16 protein-coding genes are annotated in these 19,240 nt (G+C 74.6%); 9 read left to right on the top strand and 7 right to left on the bottom strand.

The window, feature by feature from the left end:
- The first annotated feature begins 48 nt into the window (after window positions 1-48).
- Entirely contained in the window at window positions 49-1,146 is a 1,098-nt protein-coding gene (rsgA, locus tag ACFYZR_RS18550; protein WP_391911462.1) for a ribosome small subunit-dependent GTPase A, read from the top strand.
- 339 nt (window positions 1,147-1,485) lie between these two features.
- On the opposite strand, the gene ACFYZR_RS18545 is transcribed toward rsgA, so the two are convergent.
- Entirely contained in the window at window positions 1,486-2,232 is a 747-nt protein-coding gene (locus tag ACFYZR_RS18545) for a GntR family transcriptional regulator (RefSeq protein ID WP_391911460.1), read from the bottom strand.
- A gap of 118 nt (window positions 2,233-2,350) precedes the next feature.
- Here ACFYZR_RS18545 and ACFYZR_RS18540 point away from each other — a divergent pair, with 118 nt between their 5' ends.
- Window positions 2,351-3,202 carry a (2Fe-2S)-binding protein gene (locus tag ACFYZR_RS18540; protein ID WP_391911458.1) on the top strand — a complete coding sequence of 284 codons (852 nt, stop codon included), beginning with the start codon at window positions 2,351-2,353 and terminating at the stop codon, window positions 3,200-3,202.
- A 185-nt stretch (window positions 3,203-3,387) separates the two neighbouring features.
- Entirely contained in the window at window positions 3,388-4,446 is a 1,059-nt protein-coding gene (locus tag ACFYZR_RS18535; RefSeq protein ID WP_391911456.1) for a DUF2637 domain-containing protein, read from the top strand.
- 66 nt (window positions 4,447-4,512) lie between these two features.
- Here ACFYZR_RS18535 and ACFYZR_RS18530 read toward each other — a convergent pair whose 3' ends face one another.
- Both ACFYZR_RS18530 and ACFYZR_RS18525 read right to left on the bottom strand, forming a co-directional pair.
- Complete coding sequence (locus ACFYZR_RS18530) at window positions 4,513-5,082, bottom strand: ATP-binding protein (RefSeq protein WP_391911454.1); 570 nt, start codon at window positions 5,080-5,082, stop codon at window positions 4,513-4,515.
- A gap of 313 nt (window positions 5,083-5,395) precedes the next feature.
- Window positions 5,396-6,916: a protein phosphatase 2C domain-containing protein gene (locus tag ACFYZR_RS18525; RefSeq protein ID WP_391911452.1), complete on the bottom strand. Its 1,521-nt coding sequence runs from the start codon at window positions 6,914-6,916 to the stop codon at window positions 5,396-5,398.
- Window positions 6,917-7,863: 947 nt separating this feature from the next.
- Here ACFYZR_RS18525 and ACFYZR_RS18520 point away from each other — a divergent pair.
- Together ACFYZR_RS18520 and ACFYZR_RS18515 are read left to right on the top strand one after the other, a co-directional pair.
- Window positions 7,864-8,466 carry a winged helix-turn-helix transcriptional regulator gene (locus ACFYZR_RS18520; protein ID WP_391911450.1) on the top strand — a complete coding sequence of 201 codons (603 nt, stop codon included), beginning with the start codon at window positions 7,864-7,866 and terminating at the stop codon, window positions 8,464-8,466.
- A gap of 57 nt (window positions 8,467-8,523) precedes the next feature.
- Window positions 8,524-8,838 carry a hypothetical protein gene (locus ACFYZR_RS18515; protein WP_391911448.1) on the top strand — a complete coding sequence of 105 codons (315 nt, stop codon included), beginning with the start codon at window positions 8,524-8,526 and terminating at the stop codon, window positions 8,836-8,838.
- An 8-nt stretch (window positions 8,839-8,846) separates the two neighbouring features.
- Here ACFYZR_RS18515 and ACFYZR_RS18510 read toward each other — a convergent pair whose 3' ends face one another.
- The 4 genes from ACFYZR_RS18510 to ACFYZR_RS18495 all read right to left on the bottom strand — a co-directional run bounded on the left by ACFYZR_RS18510 (window position 8,847) and on the right by ACFYZR_RS18495 (window position 13,725).
- Entirely contained in the window at window positions 8,847-9,353 is a 507-nt protein-coding gene (locus tag ACFYZR_RS18510) for a methylated-DNA--[protein]-cysteine S-methyltransferase (RefSeq protein WP_391911446.1), read from the bottom strand.
- 2 nt (window positions 9,354-9,355) lie between these two features.
- Window positions 9,356-10,858 carry a DNA-3-methyladenine glycosylase 2 family protein gene (locus ACFYZR_RS18505; protein ID WP_391911444.1) on the bottom strand — a complete coding sequence of 501 codons (1,503 nt, stop codon included), beginning with the start codon at window positions 10,856-10,858 and terminating at the stop codon, window positions 9,356-9,358.
- A gap of 218 nt (window positions 10,859-11,076) precedes the next feature.
- Window positions 11,077-11,844 carry a hypothetical protein gene (locus ACFYZR_RS18500; protein WP_391911442.1) on the bottom strand — a complete coding sequence of 256 codons (768 nt, stop codon included), beginning with the start codon at window positions 11,842-11,844 and terminating at the stop codon, window positions 11,077-11,079.
- 198 nt (window positions 11,845-12,042) lie between these two features.
- Entirely contained in the window at window positions 12,043-13,725 is a 1,683-nt protein-coding gene (locus tag ACFYZR_RS18495; RefSeq protein ID WP_391911440.1) for a PucR family transcriptional regulator, read from the bottom strand.
- A 221-nt stretch (window positions 13,726-13,946) separates the two neighbouring features.
- Between ACFYZR_RS18495 and ACFYZR_RS18490 the strand changes: the two genes are divergently transcribed.
- The 4 genes from ACFYZR_RS18490 (at window position 13,947) to ACFYZR_RS18475 (ending at window position 19,232) form a co-directional block, all read left to right on the top strand.
- Window positions 13,947-14,834: an FAD binding domain-containing protein gene (locus ACFYZR_RS18490; protein ID WP_391911438.1), complete on the top strand. Its 888-nt coding sequence runs from the start codon at window positions 13,947-13,949 to the stop codon at window positions 14,832-14,834.
- Complete coding sequence (locus ACFYZR_RS18485; RefSeq protein WP_391911436.1) at window positions 14,825-15,304, top strand: (2Fe-2S)-binding protein; 480 nt, start codon at window positions 14,825-14,827, stop codon at window positions 15,302-15,304. The genes ACFYZR_RS18490 and ACFYZR_RS18485 overlap by 10 nt, the downstream gene beginning before the upstream one ends.
- Before the next feature lie 4 nt (window positions 15,305-15,308).
- Window positions 15,309-17,699: a xanthine dehydrogenase subunit D gene (gene pucD, locus ACFYZR_RS18480; protein ID WP_391911434.1), complete on the top strand. Its 2,391-nt coding sequence runs from the start codon at window positions 15,309-15,311 to the stop codon at window positions 17,697-17,699.
- A 72-nt stretch (window positions 17,700-17,771) separates the two neighbouring features.
- Entirely contained in the window at window positions 17,772-19,232 is a 1,461-nt protein-coding gene (locus ACFYZR_RS18475; protein ID WP_391911432.1) for an NCS2 family permease, read from the top strand.
- Window positions 19,233-19,240 lie beyond the last annotated feature (8 nt).

Below are 19,240 nucleotides of genomic sequence, written 5' to 3'. Positions count from 1 at the left end.
CCCGCGCTCAGAAGACCATCCCCACCTCCCTCCTGAAGGACCACAGTCTTGTCCGAGCTCAATGCTCCGCACCCCCTCTCCGCCTACGGCTGGGACACGGGGTTCGCTGACGACTTCACCCCGTACGCCGCCCAGGGGCTCGTCCCCGGGCGGATCGTCCGCGTCGACCGCGGCCGCTGCGACCTCGTCGTCGCCGACGATGCGACGGGCGTACGCCATGTCATGGCCGACACCTCGCTCGTCACCACGGGCGACCCGCTGAACATCATGTGCACCGGCGACTGGGCCGCCGTCGACCTCGACGGAGGCTATGTACGGGCCCTGCTGCCGCGCCGCACCGCCTTCGTCCGTTCCACGTCCTCCAAGCGTTCCGAGGGGCAGGTCCTCGCCGCCAACGTCGACCACGCCGTCGTCGCGATCTCGCTGGCCGTCGAGCTCGACCTGGGCCGGATCGAACGGTTCCTGACGCTGGCCTGGGAGAGCGGCGCCACCCCGCTCGTCGTCCTCACCAAGGCCGACCTCGTCCCCGACCCCGCCACCCTGGCCCACCTCGTCGCCGACGCGGGGACGGCGGCGCCGGGCGTGACGGTCCTGGCCGTCAGCGCCGAGACGGGCGACGGCGTCGACGTCCTCGCGGCCGTGCTGTCGGGCGGCGCGTCCGTCCTCCTCGGCCAGTCCGGCGCCGGCAAGTCCACGCTGGCCAACGCCCTCGTCGGCGGCGAGGTCCAGACGGTCCAGGCCAACCGCGACCGCGACGGCAAGGGCCGCCACACCACGACCACGCGCAACATGCTGCCGCTGCCCGGCGGCGGGGTCCTCATCGACACCCCCGGGCTGCGGGGCGTGGGCCTGTGGGACGCGGAGGACGGCGTCGGCCGCACCTTCGCCGAGATCGAGGCCCTCGCCGAGGACTGCCGCTTCCAGGACTGCGGCCACGGAGGGGAACCGGGCTGCGCGGTCCTCGCGGCGCTGGAGGACGGCACCTTGCAGCCGCGCCGCCTCGACAGCTACCGCAAGCTCCTCCGCGAGAACGAATGGATCGCCTCGCGCACCGACGCCCGCCTGCGGGCGGAGATCCGCCGAGACTGGAAGCGGAAGCAGGCGGAGGGGAGGGCGGCGATGGCGCGGAAGCGGGGGGTGAGCTGACGCCGGGGGGTGCCCCCCCGGGGCGTCGTTCGCCCCCGGGGCCGGGTGGGCGGGGGTGCTCCGTGCCCGTGCCCGGGCCTTCGCCGCGGCGGTGCCGGGTCGCCGTGGCGCGGTTCGGCACCGTCGGGTTGGCCGGGGCCGTCGGGCGGTCCGGCGCCGGCGGGCTGGCCGGGGTCGTCGGGCCGGCCGGGGGTGGTTCGGCACCGCCGGGCCGCGCCGCGGCGGCTGTTCGCCGTGGCGGCGGGAGGGGTGCCCCTGTCCCGCCCCTTCCCGTTTCCTGGGGGCGAGGCCCCCAGGCCCCGAGGGCCTTCGCCCCTGTAGGGGGGGCGGGGCGACCCCCTACGCCGGGCCCGCGCAGTGGCGGGTCAGTAGTTCCTCCACTCCCGCGAGGTCCCGTACCTCCAGCGCGTCGAGCAATCGCAGGTGCTCCGCCGCGTGCGTCGCGAGCCCACCGGCCGGCACCCCGGGGCACTGCGCCCGCCGGTGCAGCTCCTCCGCCACGATCACCAGCTGCCGGTTGCCGGAGAGCTCCAGCAGCGCCCGGTGGAAGGCCCGGTCGGCCTCCGCGTAGGCCGCGCGGTCGCCCTCGGCGGCCACGGCGGCCGTGCGCTCGGCCAGCGGCCGCAGCTCACGCCAGCGGGTCGCCGGCACGGTGCGGGCGACCCGCAGCAGGGCGGGCACCTCCAGCAGGGCGCGGACCTCCGCGAGCTCCGCGTGGTCGCGCTCGGTGCGGCTGGTGACGCGGAAGCCCCGGTTGGGGACGACCTCGACCGCGCCCTCCAGTGCCAGCTGCTGCATGGCCTCCCGCACGGGAGTCGCGCTCACCCCGAAGCGCTCGCCGAGCGCGGGACCCGAGTAGACCTCGCCGGGCACGAGCTCACCGCTGACGAGCGCCTTGCGCAGGGCGTCGAGCACCTGACCCCGGACGGAGTAGCGCTGGGGGACCCGGGGTGCGGGGCGGGCACCGGGGGCGTAGGCGTACTCGCTCTCGTCATGGGTGTGCTCCCCCCGCGCGCTCGGCGTGGCCTGCGCGGGTACACCGGTATACGGCCGCGATACTGCGCTGTGGGGTCTGCCCTGCTCCATTGAGGTCCTCCTGGTGTCCCATCGGAACCATAGGCGGCGAATCCGGCAGTTCAAACCCCGATACGGCTGGGTAAGGTTAGGCTTACCTGTTTACGATCGGGATTCGGTGGTCCCCTCGATGTCCGCTGCCTCGGCTGCACCTCCCTCTTCCGCCCCTTCGCTCTCCCCCGTCGCGGACGCGTACGCCCGGCTGACGGAGGCCCTTCCCGCGATCACCGTCCGGTGCGGGCCGCCCGGACGGGGCGAGGGATGGGTGACGGCCGCGGAGCTCGCCGCGGGCGGCCCGGCGCTGGACGCGTTCCTCGCGTGGGACGAGGCGCAGGTACTGCGCGAGTACGGGCAGGAGCCCCGCCCCGACGTCGTCGCGAGCTTCGGGCTGCACCGCTACGCCTGGCACGTGTGTCTACTGTTCACCCTCCCGTGGTTCCTCCACCGCCGGGTGCCCCGGCTGCCGGTGGAGGCGGTGTCCCTGCACCGCGCCTCGGGGCGGATCACGGCGGACGTCGCGGCGTTCGCGTGCCTGCCGGGCGACCCGGCGGCCGGACGCCCCGACGCCGTGACCATGGCGGACGAGGAGGCGCTGCGCGCCGGGCTGCGCTCGGCCGTGGCGGCCCATGTCGAGCCGCTGCTGGCGGTGTTGGGGCCGCGCATGCGGCGCGGCGGACGCGCCCTGTGGGGCATGGTGACGGACGAGACCGCCGAAGGGCTGTGGCACGTGGGGCGGCTGCTGGGCGAGGAGGAGCGGGTCCGGCGCGAGCTGGAGCTGCTGTTCCCGGGGGACACCGCCCCGTACGTCGGTGACGCGGCCTTCCGTGAACTGACCGGCCCCCGGGGCGAGAAGCTGCTCACCCGGGACCGGGCGAGCTGCTGCTTCTTCTACACCCTCCGCCCCGAGGACTCGTGCGCGACATGCCCGCGCACCCTCGACGCCGTCCGTATCGAGCGGCTGTCAGCCGACCGAATCGACTAAGCCACTCGATCGAGTGGATTGTTAGAACTCAATTCACTTACTGCTGGCGGGTGTTCGAATTCATTCGTCGCTCTCCGTATATCCTTGCCGTCCATTGGCGGTGAGTTACCGCGAAACCCCTTGGCATCCGGCGCGAGTCCGTCAGGATGACGCGCGAAACGCCGTACTGCATGCAAGGGACGAAGATGAGAGTGACCGACATACCGCTGAATTGGGCGCTCCCCAGTGCCGTGGCGCTCATCGGGGCAGTGGTGGCGGTGACGGTGTACACGCGCGGCCGGAACACCGTCCGGGAGGACGGGGCCGCCGGGACCGACTCCTGGGAGCGCAACGAGGAACGCAGACGCCGCAAGGAAGCCCTCTACGGCAGCGCCTCGTACGTACTCCTCTTCTGCTGCGCCGCGGTCGCCGCGGCCCTCTCCTTCCATGGCCTGGTCGGCTTCGGGCAGCAGAACCTGGGGCTGACGGACGGCTGGGAGTACCTGGTGCCCTTCGGCCTCGACGGCGCCGCCATGTTCTGCTCGGTGCTGGCGGTGCGCGAGGCGAGCCACGGCGACGCCGCGCTGGGCTCCCGGATGCTGGTGTGGACGTTCGCGAGCGCCGCCGCCTGGTTCAACTGGGTGCACGCGCCGCGCGGGCTGGACCACGCGGGGGCTCCGCAGTTCTTCGCCGGCATGTCGCTGTCGGCGGCCGTGCTCTTCGACCGGGCGCTCAAGCAGACCCGCCGCGCGGCGCTGCGCGAGCAGGGTTTGGTGCCCCGCCCGCTGCCGCAGATCCGGATAGTGCGATGGCTGCGGGCGCCCCGGGAGACCTTCGGTGCCTGGTCGCTGATGCTCCTGGAGGGTGTGCGGTCGCTGGACGAGGCCGTGGAGGAGGTCCGCGAGGACAAGCGCCAGCAGGCCCAGCACCGGATGCGCCGCCGGGAGGCCGGCAAGCTGGAGCGCGCCCGGCTGAAGGCCTACAACCGGCAGCACCGGATGTGGCCCCGGGTGCGCGGCGGACGGCAGGTCGAGGTGACCGGCCCTGCCGTGCCGGCCGCCCCGCAGCCCGCCCAGATCGGCTCGCAGGGGGGACCGGAGCCCTCCATAGTCGAGCCGGGGCAGCTTCCGGTACGTTCCCGCCCGCTCCAGTCGGTGGACAGGCCCGTCCCCATCGACCTCACAGCGGAGGACGACACCCAGGCCATCCCGCGGCTCGACTCACTGGAGGAGAAACTCGCCCGGATCGAGCGGCAGTTCGGCTGACGAAGCCGGCACCGCCGACGATCGTCACAGCGGCCCCGGAGCCCTGAGCCGCCTCATGGAGGCGGCTCAGGGCTCTTGTGCGTCCAGCTCGAACCAGACGGACTTGCCCACGCCGTGGGTCCGCACCCCCCACCCGTCCGCGAGGGCGTGGACGAGCAGCAGGCCCCGCCCGGAGGTGGCCGCCGTGTCCACGCCCGCCTCTCCCGCGCCGCCCCGCTCGCCGTCGTGGCCCGGGGGGCCGGTGGCGGGCGCCCGCAGCGTCGGATGCCGGGAGAGGAAGTCCCGTACCTCCACGCGCAGCCGGCCCTTGACGGAGGCGGCCGGACCGCCGGCGAGGCGGGCGGTGACCACGGCGCCGCCGTCGGTGTGCACCAGGGCGTTGGTGACCAGTTCGCTCACCAGCAGCTCGGCGGTGTCGGCCCGGCCCGGGGCGCCCCAGCGGGCGAGCAGCGCGCGCAGCCCGGCGCGGACGTCGTGGACGGCCGCCAGATCCTTGCCCCGCAGTCTTCTCTCCCAGTGCGGTGCCGGGGCCGCCGCACCGGATTCACCGGATCCCTCCGTCGTGGCGCCTTCCGCGGACCCTCCCCTGTCCTCGCGCCGTTCCGCGCCCGCCCAGTGTGCAGTCCGCCTTTTCATCCCTCGCCGACCCGACCCCTCCCCGGCGCCCCGGCCTCGAACACGCTCACGGCAAATGCATGCCCCGAGGCCGTCGGGTCGACGCCTGTTGACGCATCAACATGGTTATACGACCGGCATCCCGAAGCCTCTTGTGTCGCGCGCGAATTGCTGCACCGAAGAGCCCGTGCGGGCGCCGGGCGGCCGTGCCGCGCCGATTGTCAGTGCCCCCTGCGACACTCGCCGCATGACCGGGATTCCCGAGGACGACGGAGCCCGCACGGCATGCCGCGGCATGCCCGCACCGGGCCTCCCAGCGCTCCCAGCGCTCCTCCTAGCCTTCCCAGACCGCGCAGGCCGTACGGTCGTCGGCGTACCCCTTCACCCTCAGCTGGACGTCCGCGAGGAACTCCGCCAGGCCGGGCGGCTCCGGCCGGGCCCACCGCTCGGCCAGCCGCACGCCCAATTCCGCCTCGCCGCGCAGCGGGTCGGCCAGACCCGCGCTGCACAGCAGCAGGGTGTCGCCGGGCCGGGCGATCGAGGCACGGAAACGGAAGGGCTCGGAGGGCACTTCGGCGGGGTCGATGACGGGCGCGGTGCCGGGCGTGGGGATGCCGAGGTCCACGGTGATCCGGTCGGCGACGTCATAGCCCGCCAGCGGCTCCGCCTCCGCCTCGACGGCGAGGGTCCGCGGCTCCGGGTCCAGATCCTGCCAGGTGCCCTCGCGCAGCCGGAAGAGCCCGCCCGGGCCCACGCCGAAGAACACGCGCGTCCGGCAGCGCATGTCCACGGGAAGGAGCAGACAGCGCAGCCCCGCCGTGTACTCGGCGGGCCGCAGGCCCAGTTCGGCCGCGCGGACGCGCAGCCGGCCGTACGTACGGTCCGTCAGCCGGTGCAGCCCGGACTTGAGCTCGTCGCGGCGGCCCGCGTGGATGTCCTCGACCAGCCGGGCGTGGCTGCGCCCGACCGCGCCGCCCAGCCAGGCGCAGATCTCCCGCGCCGCCCGGTGGGCGCCCTCCGCCGCGCGGGCCCCGCTCGCCATGGCGACGAGCAGCAGCGCGTCGTCGCCCGTGCCGAAGCGCGCGGTCAGCAGAGCGTCCCGGCGGGGCTCGCCGCGGAAGCGGGCGGAGTCCCCGCGCAGCGAGCCGGCCCGCAGCGTCATCGCCCCGTACCGGGCGCCGTCCAGCACGGTGTCGGGCACCAGGTCGTCCAGCCCGCCGGGGTCCGCGGACGGCCAGCAGGTCGGCTCGGCCTCATAGGTGGGCGGCCGCCGCCCCACGTACTCGGGGGTGCGCAGCCGCGCGCCGTTCCGGCGCGGGGACCCGGCGACGGGGGACCGCTCGGGCGGGGGCAGCTCGGAGGCCTCGGTGGTCTCCAGAGCGGTGCCGGGGGCGGCCGCCGTCCGGGAGAGGCCGGGAATGCCGGAGAGCCCGTGGAATTCGGAGAGGTCGGGGAGCTCCGGCAGCTCGGGGAAGCCGGGCGGCTCCGGGGCATCGGCGATGCCGGGGCCGCCCGGGCCGCGTTTGCGCTTGGTCAGTTCCGCGCGCTCGGCCGGGCCCGGGTACCGGTCCGGTTCCGTGCGGGGGTCGGTGACGCCCGGCGGCTCCGGGGGATCCAGCGACACCGGCAGAGGGGGAGGCGGCGGGGAGACACGGGTCCTGGGATCGGGGGGCGGCGGTCCGTCGGGGAGCCGCTCCGGCCCTACGGGCGCGCTCAGTTCGGGGGGCGGTGGCGGTGGCGGGGGCTGGCGCCGGGGAGCGGCCGGAACGGGCAGGGCGGCACCCCGCGAGCGGTCGGCTCCGCCGGTGCCGTTGGCTCCGCCGGTGTGGTGGGGGTCGGCTGGGCCGTTGGGCATGATGGCACCGTTGGGCCCGGCAGAGCCGCTCGCTCCGCGACCGGCGCTCCCTCGGAGGCCGCCGTTGGGCCCAGGGCCGTCGTTGGGGCCGAGGCTGCTGCCGGGCCCGGGCCCGAGGCCGCTGTTCGCCGCACGGCCGCCGTTGGGGCCGAGAGCGCCGTTCGCTCCGAGGCCGCCGCTGAATCGGGGGCCGCCGTTGGAACGGGGGCCCCCGCCGGATCCGTTGGCCGCGGTCTCGGCCGTGCCGTTGGCCGCGCTCGTACCATTGGATCCATTGGATCCATTGGATCCGCTGGTTCCGTTCGTGCCGTTCGTACCGTTGGACGTGCCCGTCCCGGGGCCCGTCCGGTTGGATCCGTTCGCGCCGTTGACGGTGGGGGGCGTGGCGCCGCGGTCGCCGTCGTCTCCGGGGGCGGAGGTGGGGGCGGGGGCGGGCGGGGTCCAGCGTTTGGTCTGCCGTGGCACCCCGCGGGACACGGCGGGCGAGAGCCCGGAGGGGGCGCCCGACGGCGGGCCGGACGGGCCGGGCGGGCCGGGCGGGCCGTCCGCGCCCCCGGCCGCCCTCCTGGACGGCTCGGGCCGTCGCGGCTCCACTCTTGGCTGCCGGAGAGATTCCGGACCGACCACCGCCGAGGCGGAGGAGAACCGTTCGTCGAGGCTGTCGCCGGCGGCTGCGCCTCCCGTGTCGGGTTCACTCCTGCCGTACAACTCACGCCACCAGGCGTCCTCTTGTTCGGCGTACTGGTCCCCCTGCTGACTCATGCCCTTATTGTCCACACTGTGGGGCATACGGGAAGAGTGCACGGCGAACACCACCCCAGGGATGATGTCCCGAGCCATAGCGCGGTCGCGGGGATGGGGAGGAAAGTCGCGTGCTCGGTTCCATGGGTGTGGACGTCATACGACGGACGGCACACGCGGAAAGTCCAGCGGAGCAGCCTGTCGGCGTGGGTGCGGTGGAGGTCGTGACGGGTGCCGGGGCGGTCGCCCGGCGGCTGTCGGGGCTCCGGCTGAGCGCGGCGGAAGAAGTGTGCGTCATGTTGACGGGCCGGGGAGGAGTGTTGACGGAGGGAGCCGTGGTGGCCCACCGGACGGTCGTCGAGGGCACCGCGTCGTTCCCCGGCCGGTGCCGGGTGGTCGACCGGATACCCGCCGAACTGGTGATCGTGAAGCGCAGGATAGCCCTGCTGCCCCTCGCCTCAGGAACCGCCGGCACCGCCGGCATCGCCGACACGGCCGCCCTGGTCGTCCACTCCGGCACGCTGCTGGACTCGCTGATCGACCTGTTCGAGAGTGCCTGGCGCGAGGGCCGTCCGCCACGCGCGGACGGGAGCCCCGGCGGCGGTCCGGCCGAGCCCGACGCCACCGACCTGGAGGTGCTGTCCCTGTTGCTGGCGGGGCTGACGGATGCGAGCGTCGCCAAACAGCTCGGGCTGGGCCTGCGGACCGTGCAGCGCAGGGTGCGGCGGCTGATGGAGCTGGCCGGGGTGACCACCCGGCTCCAACTGGGCTGGCAGGCCGCCGAGCGCGGCTGGACGGTACGCCGGTGAAGCTCTGACCGAATTCGCCCGGGGGCGGCCGCGTCCGGGTTCCGGCAACCTTGACGCATGGGGACGTGGCAGCTGCTCCTGGTCGGCCTGGTGATGCTGCTCGGCCTGCTCGGCGTCGTGACCCCGGGCGTACCCGGACCGCTGATCGTCTGGTCTGGCACGCTCTGGTGGACGATGGCCGAACTCTCGGCCGTGGCCTGGGCGGTGCTCGCCGGCGGGACCGTGCTCCTGCTGCTCGACCAGGCCGTCGTCCGGCTGCCGCCGTCGCCGCGCCGGACGACGGACCCGGTGACGGACGAGGCGTGGGGGACGACGCTCTTCGCCTGCCTGGTGGTGGTCGGGGCCTGGGTGGCGGCGGTGGTTCTGGGCTGAGGCCGTGGCTACGCGGCTCCGGCGGTCACGCCCTCGAGTTCGAGGAGCAGTTGCTTGCGGTCCAGTCCTCCCGCGTACCCGGTCAGCGACCCGTCCGCACCGATCACCCGATGACACGGCCGGAGGATCAGCAGCGGATTGGCCCCGACGGCACCGCCGATCGCGCGGACGGCCGCGCGCGAGGCCCCGATACGGGTGGCCAGCTCGCCGTACGTCGTGGTGGCGCCGTACGGGACGGAGTCGAGCGCCTCCCACACCCTGCGCCGGAAGTCCGTGCCCCCGGCGGCGAATTCGAGGTGGAACTCCTTGGCCCGGCCCGTGAAGTAGGCGTCGAGCTGGCGCCCGGCCTCCGCGAACGCGGCGGGGTCCTCGCGCCAGTCCGGGCCGATGGCCGGGGCGTTCTTCTGGCCGGGCACGGTGAGGGAGGTCAGGGCGGTGCCGCCGGGTGCCGTGGCGGAGGGCAGGCCGGTGAGCAGCAGCGGGCCCAGCGGGCCGGGGACGTAGGTGTACAGCATGGTCAGGAATCCTTCGGTGCGTTCCACAGGTGGTGGAGGGCGTAGGAGCGCCAGGGGCGCCAGGCGTCGGTGTCGGCGGGCGTGGCGTGGAGGGCGGCGAGTCCGTGGCGTACCCCGGCGTCGCCCTGGAGGAAGACGTCCGGGTCGCCGAGGGCCCGCATGCGGATGTAGCCGGCGGTCCAGGGGCCTATGCCGGGCAGGCCGAGCAGGGCGCGCTCGGTCTCGTCGCGGTCCACGCCCCCGTCGAGGCGGACCGTGCCGTCCGCGAGGGCGGTCGCGAGGGTGCGCAGGGTCCGCCGGCGGCTGTCGGGCATGCCCAGCTCGGCGAGGTCGGCGGAGGCGAGGGTGGCGGCGTCGGGGAAGAGGTGGGTGAGCCCGCCGTCCGGCGCGGCCAGCGGTTTTCCGTACGCGGCCACGAGCGTGCCCGCGAGGCGGGCGGCGGCCGGGACGGAGATCTGCTGGCCGAGGACGGCCCGTACGGCGAGTTCGTCGCCGTCGGCGGCGCCCGGGGAGCGGAGTCCGGGGCGGGCCTCGACCAGCGGGCGCAGCAGGGGGTCGGCGCCGAGCCGCTCGGCGACGGCGAAGGGGTCGGCGTCGAGGTCGAACAGCCGCCGGACGCGCTGGACGGCGGCGGCCGTGTCGCGGGGGTCGGTGAGGTGGAGCCAGCAGTCGAGCCAGTCGCCGTGGTGACGGGCCCCGGCGGGGTCCGGCTCGTGGACCTCGGCGATGCCGGTGCCGTAGGGGAGACGGAGGGTGCGGCGGTAGACCCGGCCCCGGGAGGCGGGGGTGGCGAGGACCTCCTCGATGCCGGCGATGGCGCGGCGCTGGAGGAAGTCGAAGACCTCGCGTGCGGCGTACGGGCCCCGGTGGGCGAGTCGCAGCGGGACACCGGCGGGCCCGGCGTCGGTCCCGCGCCGCCGGTCGGGGCGGGCGCGCAGTTCGCTGGGGGTGCGGGCGTGGACGGCGCGGATGGTGTCGTTGAACTGCCGGACGCTGGCGAAGCCCGCCGCGAAGGCGATCTCGGTGACCGGCAGGTCGGTGGTCTGGAGCAGTACCCGCGCGGTGTGGGCGCGCTGGGCCCGGGCGAGGGCGACCGGGCCCGCGCCCAGCTCCTCGGTGAGCTGGCGGTGCACCTGGCGGGAGCTGTAGCCGAGGCGCGCGGCGAGCCCGGCGACGCCCTCGCGGTCGACGACGCCGTCGCCGATCAGTCGCATGGCACGGCCGACGAGGTCGGCGCGGACGTTCCACTCGGGCGACCCGGGCGCGGCGTCCGGCCGGCACCGGCGACAGGCCCGGAACCCGGCCCGCTGCGCGGCGGCGGCCGACGGATAGAAGCGGACATTGGCCCGCTTCGGGGTCACGGCGGGGCAGCTCGGCCGGCAGTAGATGCCGGTGGTGACGACGGCGAGGTAGAACACCCCGTCGAAACGCGCGTCCCGGCTGGTCACGGCCTGGTACCGGGTGTCGTCGTCGAGGGGCGGGGGGTGGTCCGTCGTGCGCTCCATGTGTCCAGTCTGCGGGAGCGCCTGCCGCTGGGCTGGCGGAAATCGGACACGGCCCTCGGGGCCGTGTCCGTGTCCGATCCCCGGGCCCCGATCCCCGGGGTGGCGGCCAGGGGCCAGGACGGCCTCCGGTGTGGCAGCAGATCGCCGACGTGATCCGTGCGCGGATCGAGTCCGCAGCCCGCGAAGTCTGCTCGGCAGTGGGGCCCGAGGCGCGGCCGTCAGTGGCGGAGCTGTTCCGCCAGCCACCCCGGCACGCCCCCCAGCAGCCGCACCAGTCGTCGCGCCTCCTCCCGGAGCCGCTCCGCCTCCTCCGGGTCGGCGACGACCGCCGCGAGGGAGGCCAGGGCGGGGGCGATGCCGACGAGGTAGCCGAGCTCCTCGCGGATGCGCAGCGACTCCGCGAAGCCGTGGCGCGCCGCCGGGAGGTCGCCGTCGTGCTCGGCCATCGCCGCCACGTGGCGCCAGGTGAAGGACAGCAGCAGTCGCTGCCCGTGCGCCGCGGCCCCCGTGTGCGCGCGCTGGAAGACGGCCGTGGCGTCGGAGGGGTTGCCGGACAGGTGCTGGGCGATCAGGCCGCGGCGGAAGTCCAGCAGCGGACGGGTCGGCGAGTGCGGGGCCAGCAGGGCCGCCGCCCGGCCCAGCGCGGACCGTGCCTCGTCGGCCCGGTCCCGTACGCCCAGCAGGGTCGACGCGTAGGCGAGGTGGCCCCGTTCGCACGCGGCCGCGCCGCGCGCCTCGTCGTCCGTGGCGAGGGCCTCCGCCTCGCGGAGCGCGGCCTCCGCCGGGGCCCAGCCCTCCGCCGTGAACACGCACCGTTCGATCAGCACCGCCGTCCGCCGCAGCGCGGCCCCCGGCTCGGTCGTGGCGCGGGGGGCGAGCAGTGCGGCGGCGTCCTCCCAGCAGGCCCGCGACCGCAGCCGCCAGACGGCGTGTTCGAGGGGGCCGTCCCCCGGGACGTGTGGCTCCGACAACCCAGAATTCCGCATGGCGGTCTCCGCCACAGTGCCCTCCCCAAGCGCGCCGTCGAGCTGGAAGCCTGCCTCGATCACAGCACGGCGAACCGCGCGCGGCCAAGGGTCAGGTGTGAACCAATTCACAAACTCCGGGGCGAAGGCTACCCAAGGATGATCGGCTTCATGAGCAGGATTCCGCTCATCTGGTCACCGGGAGGGACGCAGGGGTTCTCAGCTCATGCGCAGTGCCAGGAAGAAGTCCAGCTTGTCCTCCAGCCGGGACAGATCGCGCCCCGTCAGCTGCTCGATGCGCCCCACCCGGTACCGCAGCGTGTTCACGTGCAGGTGCAGTCGCGTCGCGCAGCGCGTCCAGGAGCCGTCGCAGTCGAGGAAGGCCTCCAGCGTGGGGATGAGCTCGGCGCGGTGGCGCCGGTCGTAGTCGCGCAGGGGGTCCAGCAGCCGGGCCGTGAAGGCGCGGCGCACGTCGTCCGGGACGAAGGGCAGCAGCAGGACGTGCGAGGCCAGCTCCTGGTGGCCGGCGGCGCACACCCGGCCCGGGCGCGCGGCGGCGACGCGGCGGGCGTGCCGGGCCTCCTCCAGGGCGCCGCGCAGCCCCTCCGCGGAGTGCACGGCGGCGCTGACGCCGAAGGTGAGGCGCCCGTCGCCGTCGAGCCCGCGCTCCAGCGGCTCGCGGACGGCGGCGAGCAGCGCGTCGGCGTGGAGGCCCGCGCCGGTCAGCGGCTCGTCGGGCCCGGTGACCACGGCGGGCAGCGGCACCAGCGCGACGGCCTCATCGCCCGTGTGGGCGACGGCGATCCGGTCGGTGGGCTCGGGGCCGGTGCTGTCCTGGTCGACCAGGACCTCCTCCAGCAGCGCCTGCGCCACCGGGCCGCCGGGGACGTCGCCGCCCTCCCACTCCACCCGGGCCACGACGACCTGCCAGTGCGGGGCGGTGCCCAGGCCGGGCAGCAGCACCGGGGCCGCCACCCGCAGCCGGGCCGCGATCTCGGCGGGCGCGGCGCCCGCCTGGACCAGCTCCAGCACCTCCTGGGCGAGCCGGCGGCGCACCGTGCGGGCCGCGTCGCGGCGGTCCCGCTCGACGGCGATCAGCTGGGTGACCCCGTGCAGCAGGTCCAGGCGCTCCGCCGGCCAGTCGCCCGCGTCGGCCTCGACGGCCAGCAGCCAGTCCGACAGGACCGTCTCGCGCACGTCGGCCGCCGACGCCGCGCGGGCGGTGCCGCCCACGGGGAACAGCGAGTACGTGCTGCCGCCGGCGGTCACCCGGTGGGGGCCGCGCCGGCCGGTGCGCGAGGCGGCCAGGTGCTCGCCCGCGAGGGCCGCGCCCGTCTCGGCGGACAGGCCGGGACCCGCGTCCGCCAGCGAGGAGCCGGCGATCCGGCGACCGGTGGGGGAGAGCACCCAGGCACGCAGGTCCAGGTCGGTGCCGAGCAGATCCAGGACGACCTCGGGGCCGCCGCCCGCCGGGCCGCCCGTCATCAGCCGCCGGTGGCGGTCCACGACGGCCGCCAGGTCCCCGGCGCGCTCGCTGGAGACCTGCCGGACGACGTGCTCGGTGATCGAGGCGAAGGAGACCGTCTCGTCGACGGAGAACAGCGGCATCCGGTGCCGGGCGCAGGCCGCGATCAGATCGTCGGGGGTCGAGGCGATCTCCGCCTCGCCCGCCGCCAGCCCGGCCACGCCCGCCGCCGTGAGGATCCGTACGAACCGCTCGGAATCCTCCGGGTCGCGCCGCCAGGCCAGGCCGGTCAGCACCAGCTCGCCGCCCGACAGATAGCGGCTCGGGTCGCGCAGGTCGGTGGTCATCACGCCGCGTACGGTGCGGTCCAGCTCGTCCTCGCCGCCGAGCAGCCGAAGGCCCAGCGCGTCCGTCTCCAGCAGTGCGCGCAGCCGCATCCTCGTCGCCGCCGATCTGTCCTCAGGTAACCCGTGGAATGCAGTGAGGTTTCTGCATCCCGTCTTTCGTTCGAATCTACAAGACTGGGGCCCTGGCCAGCCAACCAGCTTCATGTTTTCGGTGACTGCACCGCGCCGGTCACGCGTCGCTGTACTGGCGGTGCGCCGCGTGAACAGGACATCACACAGGACCAGCAGCCCCCCTCGAGAAGAGACCGCCCATGGAATTCCTGCGCCCCGCCGCCTGGGAGGAAGCGCTGGCCGCCAAGGCCGAGCACCCCACGGCCGTGCCCATCGCGGGCGGTACGGATGTGATGGTCGAGATCAACTTCGACCACCGCCGTCCGGCACACCTCCTGGATCTCACCCGCATCGGTGAACTCCACGAATGGGACGAGGACGGCCCCGACATCCGCCTCGGCGCCGCCGTCCCGTACACCCGCATCCTCGAAGAGCTCCGCACACCGCTGCCCGGCCTCGCCCTCGCCGCCCACACCGTGGGCTCCCCGCAGATCCGCAACCGGGGCAGCGTCGGCGGCAACCTCGGCGCCGCGTCCCCGGCCGGCGACAGCCACCCCCCGCTGCTCGCCGCGGGGGCCCGGGTGGAGGCCGAGTCGGTGCGCGGCACCCGGCTGATACCGGTCGAGGAGTTCTACACCGGCGTCAAACGCAACGCCCTCGCCCCGGACGAGCTCATCCGCGCCGTCCGCGTCCGCAAGGCCACCGGGCCGCAGCAGTTCTCCAAGGTAGGCACGCGCAACGCCATGGTCATCGCCGTCTGCGCCTTCGGCATCGCCCTCCACCCCGGGAGCCGCACGGTCCGCACCGGCATCGGCTCGGCCGCGCCCACCCCGGTGCGCGCGCGGGCCGCCGAGGACTTCCTCGCCGCGGTCCTGGAGGAGGACGGCCTCTGGGAGTCGGGGCGCCCCATCGCCCCGTCCGCCGTACGGCAGTTCGCCGAGCTGTGCTCGGGCGCCTGCAACCCGATCGACGACGTGCGCGGCAGCGCCCGCTACCGCCGCCACGCGGTCGGCGTCATGGCCCGCCGCACCCTCGGCTGGGTGTGGGACGCGTACACAACGGCGGAGGGAGAAGCGCGATGCGCGTGACGTTCACGGTCAACGGACGCACCCAGCAGGCCGACGACGTCTGGGAGGGCGAGTCCCTGCTGTACGTGCTGCGCGAGCGGCTCGGCCTCGCGGGCTCCAAGAACGCCTGCGAACAAGGCGAATGCGGCTCCTGTACGGTGCGCCTGGACGGCGTCCCCGTGTGCGCCTGCCTCGTGGCGGCGGGCCAGGCCGAGGGCCGGGACGTCGAGACCGTCGAGGGCCTCGCCGACCCCGACAGCGGCGAACTCTCCGTCGTCCAGCGGGCGTTCGTCGACACAGGCGCCGTCCAGTGCGGATTCTGCACCCCCGGACTCCTCGTCGCCGCCGACGACCTGCTCGCACACCGGCCCGACCCCTCCGACGCCGACATCCGCGAGGCCCTCTCGGGCAATCTGTGCCGCTGCACCGGATACGAGAAGATCCTCGACGCCGTCCGCCTCGCGGCGGCCCGCACCGCGGCGGAGGGCTGACCCGATGCGCGAGCCGACCCCCACCGGACTCACCCAGACCGGCGACCAGACCGGCGCCACCAAGGGCGGCATCGGCGAGTCCGCCCTCCGCCTCGACGGCACCCTCAAGGTCACCGGCGAATTCGCCTACGCCTCCGACCTGTGGCACGAGGACATGCTCTGGGGCGTGACGCTGCGCAGTCCCCACGCCCACGCCCGCATCCGTTCCCTCGACGTCGCCGAGGCCCTCGCCACCCCGGGCGTCCACGCCGTCCTCACCCACGCCGACCTGCCCGCCGCCACCCGCTACGGGCTGGAGATCAAGGACACCCCCGTCCTCGCCGACGGCGTCGTCCGCCACCACGGCGAGCCCGTGGCGCTCGTCGCCGCCGACCACCCCGAGACCGCCCGCCGCGCCGCCGCGAAGATCCACGTCGACTACGAGACCCTGCCCGTCGTCACCGACGAGACGAGCGCCACCGCCCCCGGCGCCCCCGTCCTCCACCCCGGCCGCACCGACGACCACGCCCCCCACGTCCCCCACCCCAACATCGTCCACCGCCAGCCGATCGTGCGCGGCGACGTGTCCGCCGTGAAGGACCGCGCCGACGTCGTCGTCACCGGCGAGTACGAAGTCGGCATGCAGGACCAGGCGTTCCTCGGCCCCGAGTCGGGGCTCGCCGTCCCCGCCGAGGACGGCGGCGTCGACCTCTACATCGCCACCCAGTGGCTCCACGCCGACCTCCGCCAGATCGCCCCCGTCCTCGGCCTGCCCGAGGACAAGGTCCGCATGACGCTCTCCGGCGTCGGCGGCGCCTTCGGCGGCCGCGAGGACCTGTCCATGCAGGCCCACGCCTGCCTGCTCGCGCTGCGTACCGGCCGGCCCGTGAAGATGGTCTACAACCGCTTCGAGTCCTTCTTCGGCCACGTCCACCGCCACCCCGCCAGGCTCCGCTACGAGCACGGGGCGACCCGCGACGGCGACCTCGTCTACGTCACCGCCCGCATCGTGCTGGACGGCGGCGCCTACGCCTCGTCCTCCCCGGCCGTCGTCGGCAACGCCGCCTCCCTGGCCGTGGGCCCGTACGTCGTCGAGCACGTCGACGTCGAGGCCCTCGCCCTCTACACCAACAACCCGCCCTGCGGGGCGATGCGCGGCTTCGGCGCGGTCCAGGCGTGCTTCGCCTACGAGGCGCAGATGGACAAGCTCGCGGCCGCGCTCGGCATGGACCCGGTCGAATTCCGCCGCCGCAACGCCATGGCGCAGGGGGCGGTGATGCCGACCGGCCAGGTCGTCGACTCGCCCGCGCCCGTCGCCGAACTGCTGCGGCGCGTCAAGGCGATGCCGCTGCCGCCGGCCCGGCAGTGGGAGTCGGCGGGCGGCGACCCGGACGTCCGGGCGCTGCCGGGCGGCCTGTCCAACACCACCCACGGCGAATCGGTCGTCCGGGGCGTCGGCTACGCGGTCGGCATCAAGAACGTCGGCTTCTCCGAGGGCTTCGACGACTACTCCACCGCCCGCGTCCGGCTGGAGGTGGTGGGCGGCGAGGCCGTGGCCACCGTGCACACCGCGATGGCCGAGGTGGGCCAGGGCGGGGTCACCGTGCACGCCCAGATAGCCCGGACCGAGCTCGGCGTCGCCCGGGTGACGATCCATCCCGCCGACACCCGCGTCGGCTCCGCCGGCTCCACCTCCGCCTCCCGGCAGACGTACGTCACCGGCGGCGCGGTCAAGCACGCCTGCGAGCTGGTGCGGGAGAAGGTCCTGGAGCTGGCCCGGGCCCGCTTCGGCACCTACCACCCCGCGTGGGCCACCGCCGAACTCCTGCTGGAGGACGGCAAGGTGGTCACCGACGGCGGCGAGGTCCTGGCCACGCTCGTGGACGTCCTGGAGGGCGAGGTCGTCGAGGCCGAGGAGGAGTGGCGGCACCGCCCCACCCAGCCCTTCGACCGGCGCACCGGGCAGGGCTTCGGGCACGTCCAGTACTCCTTCGCCGCCCACCGGGCGGTCGTGGAGGTCGACACCGAGCTGGGCCTGGTCAAGGTCGTGGAGCTGGCGTGCGCCCAGGACGTCGGCAAGGCGCTCAACCCGCTGTCCGTCACCGGCCAGATCCAGGGCGGTACGACACAGGGGCTGGGCCTCGCGGTCATGGAGGAGATCGTCGTCGACCCGGCGACCGCGAAGGTCCGCAACCCCTCCTTCACCGACTACCTCATCCCCACCATCCTCGACACGCCCGCCATCCCGGTCGACGTCCTCGAACTCGCCGACGACCACGCCCCGTACGGTCTGCGCGGAGTGGGGGAGGCCCCCACCCTCTCCTCGACGCCGGCCGTGGTGGCGGCGATCCGGCAGGCCACGGGCCTGGCCCTCGCCCGGGTCCCGGTCCGCCCGGAACACCTGACAGGCACCTGATTTCCCCTTGTCGTCTCGGGCCGTCCCCCGGGTCGTGCAGCCCCCACCGGAATCTGGACTGGAGCAGGCACCATGACCCATGCATCCGTGCGGCCCGGGACCACGGCGGAGGACGCGGGCGCGGGCTCGCGTCCGCCCGCCGGACGGTCCCCGCTCGACCGCTACTTCCACATCTCCGAACGCGGTTCGACGCTCGGTCGCGAAGTGCGCGGCGGCGTCACCACGTTCATGGCGATGAGCTACATCCTCCTGCTCAACCCCCTGATCCTGTCCGGCCCGGACGCCGAGCGGCACACCCTCGCCCGGACGGGCCTGATCACGGCGACGGCCTTCGCGGCAGCGCTGTCCACCCTGTTGATGGGCCTGATCGGCAGGGTTCCGCTGGCGCTCGCGGCGGGCCTCGGGGTCTCCGGGGTGCTCTCCACCCAGGTCGCGCCCCAGCTGACCTGGCCGCAGGCCATGGGCATGTGCGTCCTCTACGGCGTCGTCATCATGGCCCTCGTCCTCACTGGGCTGCGCGAACGCGTCATGAACGCCATCCCGCTGGAGCTCAAGCACGCCATCACCATGGGCATCGGCATGTTCATCGCCCTGATCGGCCTGGTCAAGGCGGGCTTCGTGCACGCCGCGAAGTCCGGGGGACCGGTCACCCTCGGGCCGGCGGGCGAGCTGGCCGGCTGGCCGGTGCTGCTCTTCTGCGTCACCCTGCTGCTGATCTTCATGCTCCAGGCGCGGGACGTGCCCGGCGCGATCCTCATCGGCATCGTCGCCGGCACCGTGCTCGCCGTCGTCGTGAACGCGGCCTTCGGCCTCGGCCCCCGCACCTGGCAGAACGGTGCCCCGAAACTCACCGGCGGCGCCGTCTCCATGCCCGACTTCTCCCTCTTCGGCCAGGTCGAGTTCGGCGGCTGGGGGAAGGTCGGCGGGGTGACCGTCGGCATGATCGTCTTCACTCTCGTCCTGGCCGGGTTCTTCGACGCCATGGCCACGATCATCGGCGTGGGCACCGAGGCCGGACTCGCCGACGAGCGCGGCCGGATGCCCGGCCTGAGCCGGGCGCTGCTCGTCGACGGCGCGGGCGGCGCGATCGGCGGGGTGGCCGGGGCCTCGGGCCAGACGGTCTTCGTCGAGTCGGCGACGGGCGTGGGCGAGGGCGCCCGTACGGGCCTGTCGTCCGTCGTCACCGGGCTGTTCTTCACGGCGTGCCTGTTCTTCACGCCCCTGACCAGGATCGTCCCCGGCGAGATCGCCGCGGCGGCGCTGGTCGTCATCGGCGCGATGATGATGAGCCACGCCCGCCACATCGACTGGACGGACCGGGCCGTCTCCATCCCGGTGTTCCTGACGGTGGTGCTGATGCCGTTCACGTACTCCATCACCGTGGGCGTCGGCGGCGGCGTCATCGCCTACACCGTCATCAAGGCCGGGCAGGGCCGCTGGCGCGAGCCGGGCCTCTTCATGTGGGTGCTGACCCTGGTCTTCGCGGGCTACTTCGCCCTGCACCCGATCGAGCAGTGGCTGGGCGTGAAGTAGGGGGTTCT

Source organism: Streptomyces sp. NPDC001678, assembly GCF_042892945.1.
In the GTDB taxonomy this organism is placed as follows: Bacteria; Actinomycetota; Actinomycetes; order Streptomycetales; family Streptomycetaceae; genus Streptomyces.
Note: the sequence above shows the minus strand (reverse complement) of the source record. Positions and strands in the feature narration are given on the sequence as shown.

Excerpts from the sequence above, each read along its gene's own strand:
- ACFYZR_RS18535 (WP_391911456.1), top strand. The coding sequence starts at position 3,388 with ATGAGAGTGACCGACATACCGCTGAATTGGGCGCTCCCCAGTGCCGTG.
- pucD (WP_391911434.1), top strand. The coding sequence starts at position 15,309 with ATGCGCGAGCCGACCCCCACCGGACTCACCCAGACCGGCGACCAGACC.
- ACFYZR_RS18500 (WP_391911442.1), bottom strand. The coding sequence starts at position 11,844 with ATGCGGAATTCTGGGTTGTCGGAGCCACACGTCCCGGGGGACGGCCCC.
- ACFYZR_RS18510 (WP_391911446.1), bottom strand. The coding sequence starts at position 9,353 with ATGCTGTACACCTACGTCCCCGGCCCGCTGGGCCCGCTGCTGCTCACC.
- ACFYZR_RS18495 (WP_391911440.1), bottom strand. The coding sequence starts at position 13,725 with ATGCGGCTGCGCGCACTGCTGGAGACGGACGCGCTGGGCCTTCGGCTG.
- ACFYZR_RS18545 (WP_391911460.1), bottom strand. The coding sequence starts at position 2,232 with ATGGAGCAGGGCAGACCCCACAGCGCAGTATCGCGGCCGTATACCGGT.
- ACFYZR_RS18530 (WP_391911454.1), bottom strand. The coding sequence starts at position 5,082 with ATGAAAAGGCGGACTGCACACTGGGCGGGCGCGGAACGGCGCGAGGAC.
- ACFYZR_RS18475 (WP_391911432.1), top strand. The coding sequence starts at position 17,772 with ATGACCCATGCATCCGTGCGGCCCGGGACCACGGCGGAGGACGCGGGC.
- ACFYZR_RS18540 (WP_391911458.1), top strand. The coding sequence starts at position 2,351 with ATGTCCGCTGCCTCGGCTGCACCTCCCTCTTCCGCCCCTTCGCTCTCC.
- ACFYZR_RS18505 (WP_391911444.1), bottom strand. The coding sequence starts at position 10,858 with ATGGAGCGCACGACGGACCACCCCCCGCCCCTCGACGACGACACCCGG.
- ACFYZR_RS18525 (WP_391911452.1), bottom strand. The coding sequence starts at position 6,916 with ATGCCCAACGGCCCAGCCGACCCCCACCACACCGGCGGAGCCAACGGC.
- ACFYZR_RS18490 (WP_391911438.1), top strand. The coding sequence starts at position 13,947 with ATGGAATTCCTGCGCCCCGCCGCCTGGGAGGAAGCGCTGGCCGCCAAG.
- ACFYZR_RS18485 (WP_391911436.1), top strand. The coding sequence starts at position 14,825 with ATGCGCGTGACGTTCACGGTCAACGGACGCACCCAGCAGGCCGACGAC.
- ACFYZR_RS18515 (WP_391911448.1), top strand. The coding sequence starts at position 8,524 with ATGGGGACGTGGCAGCTGCTCCTGGTCGGCCTGGTGATGCTGCTCGGC.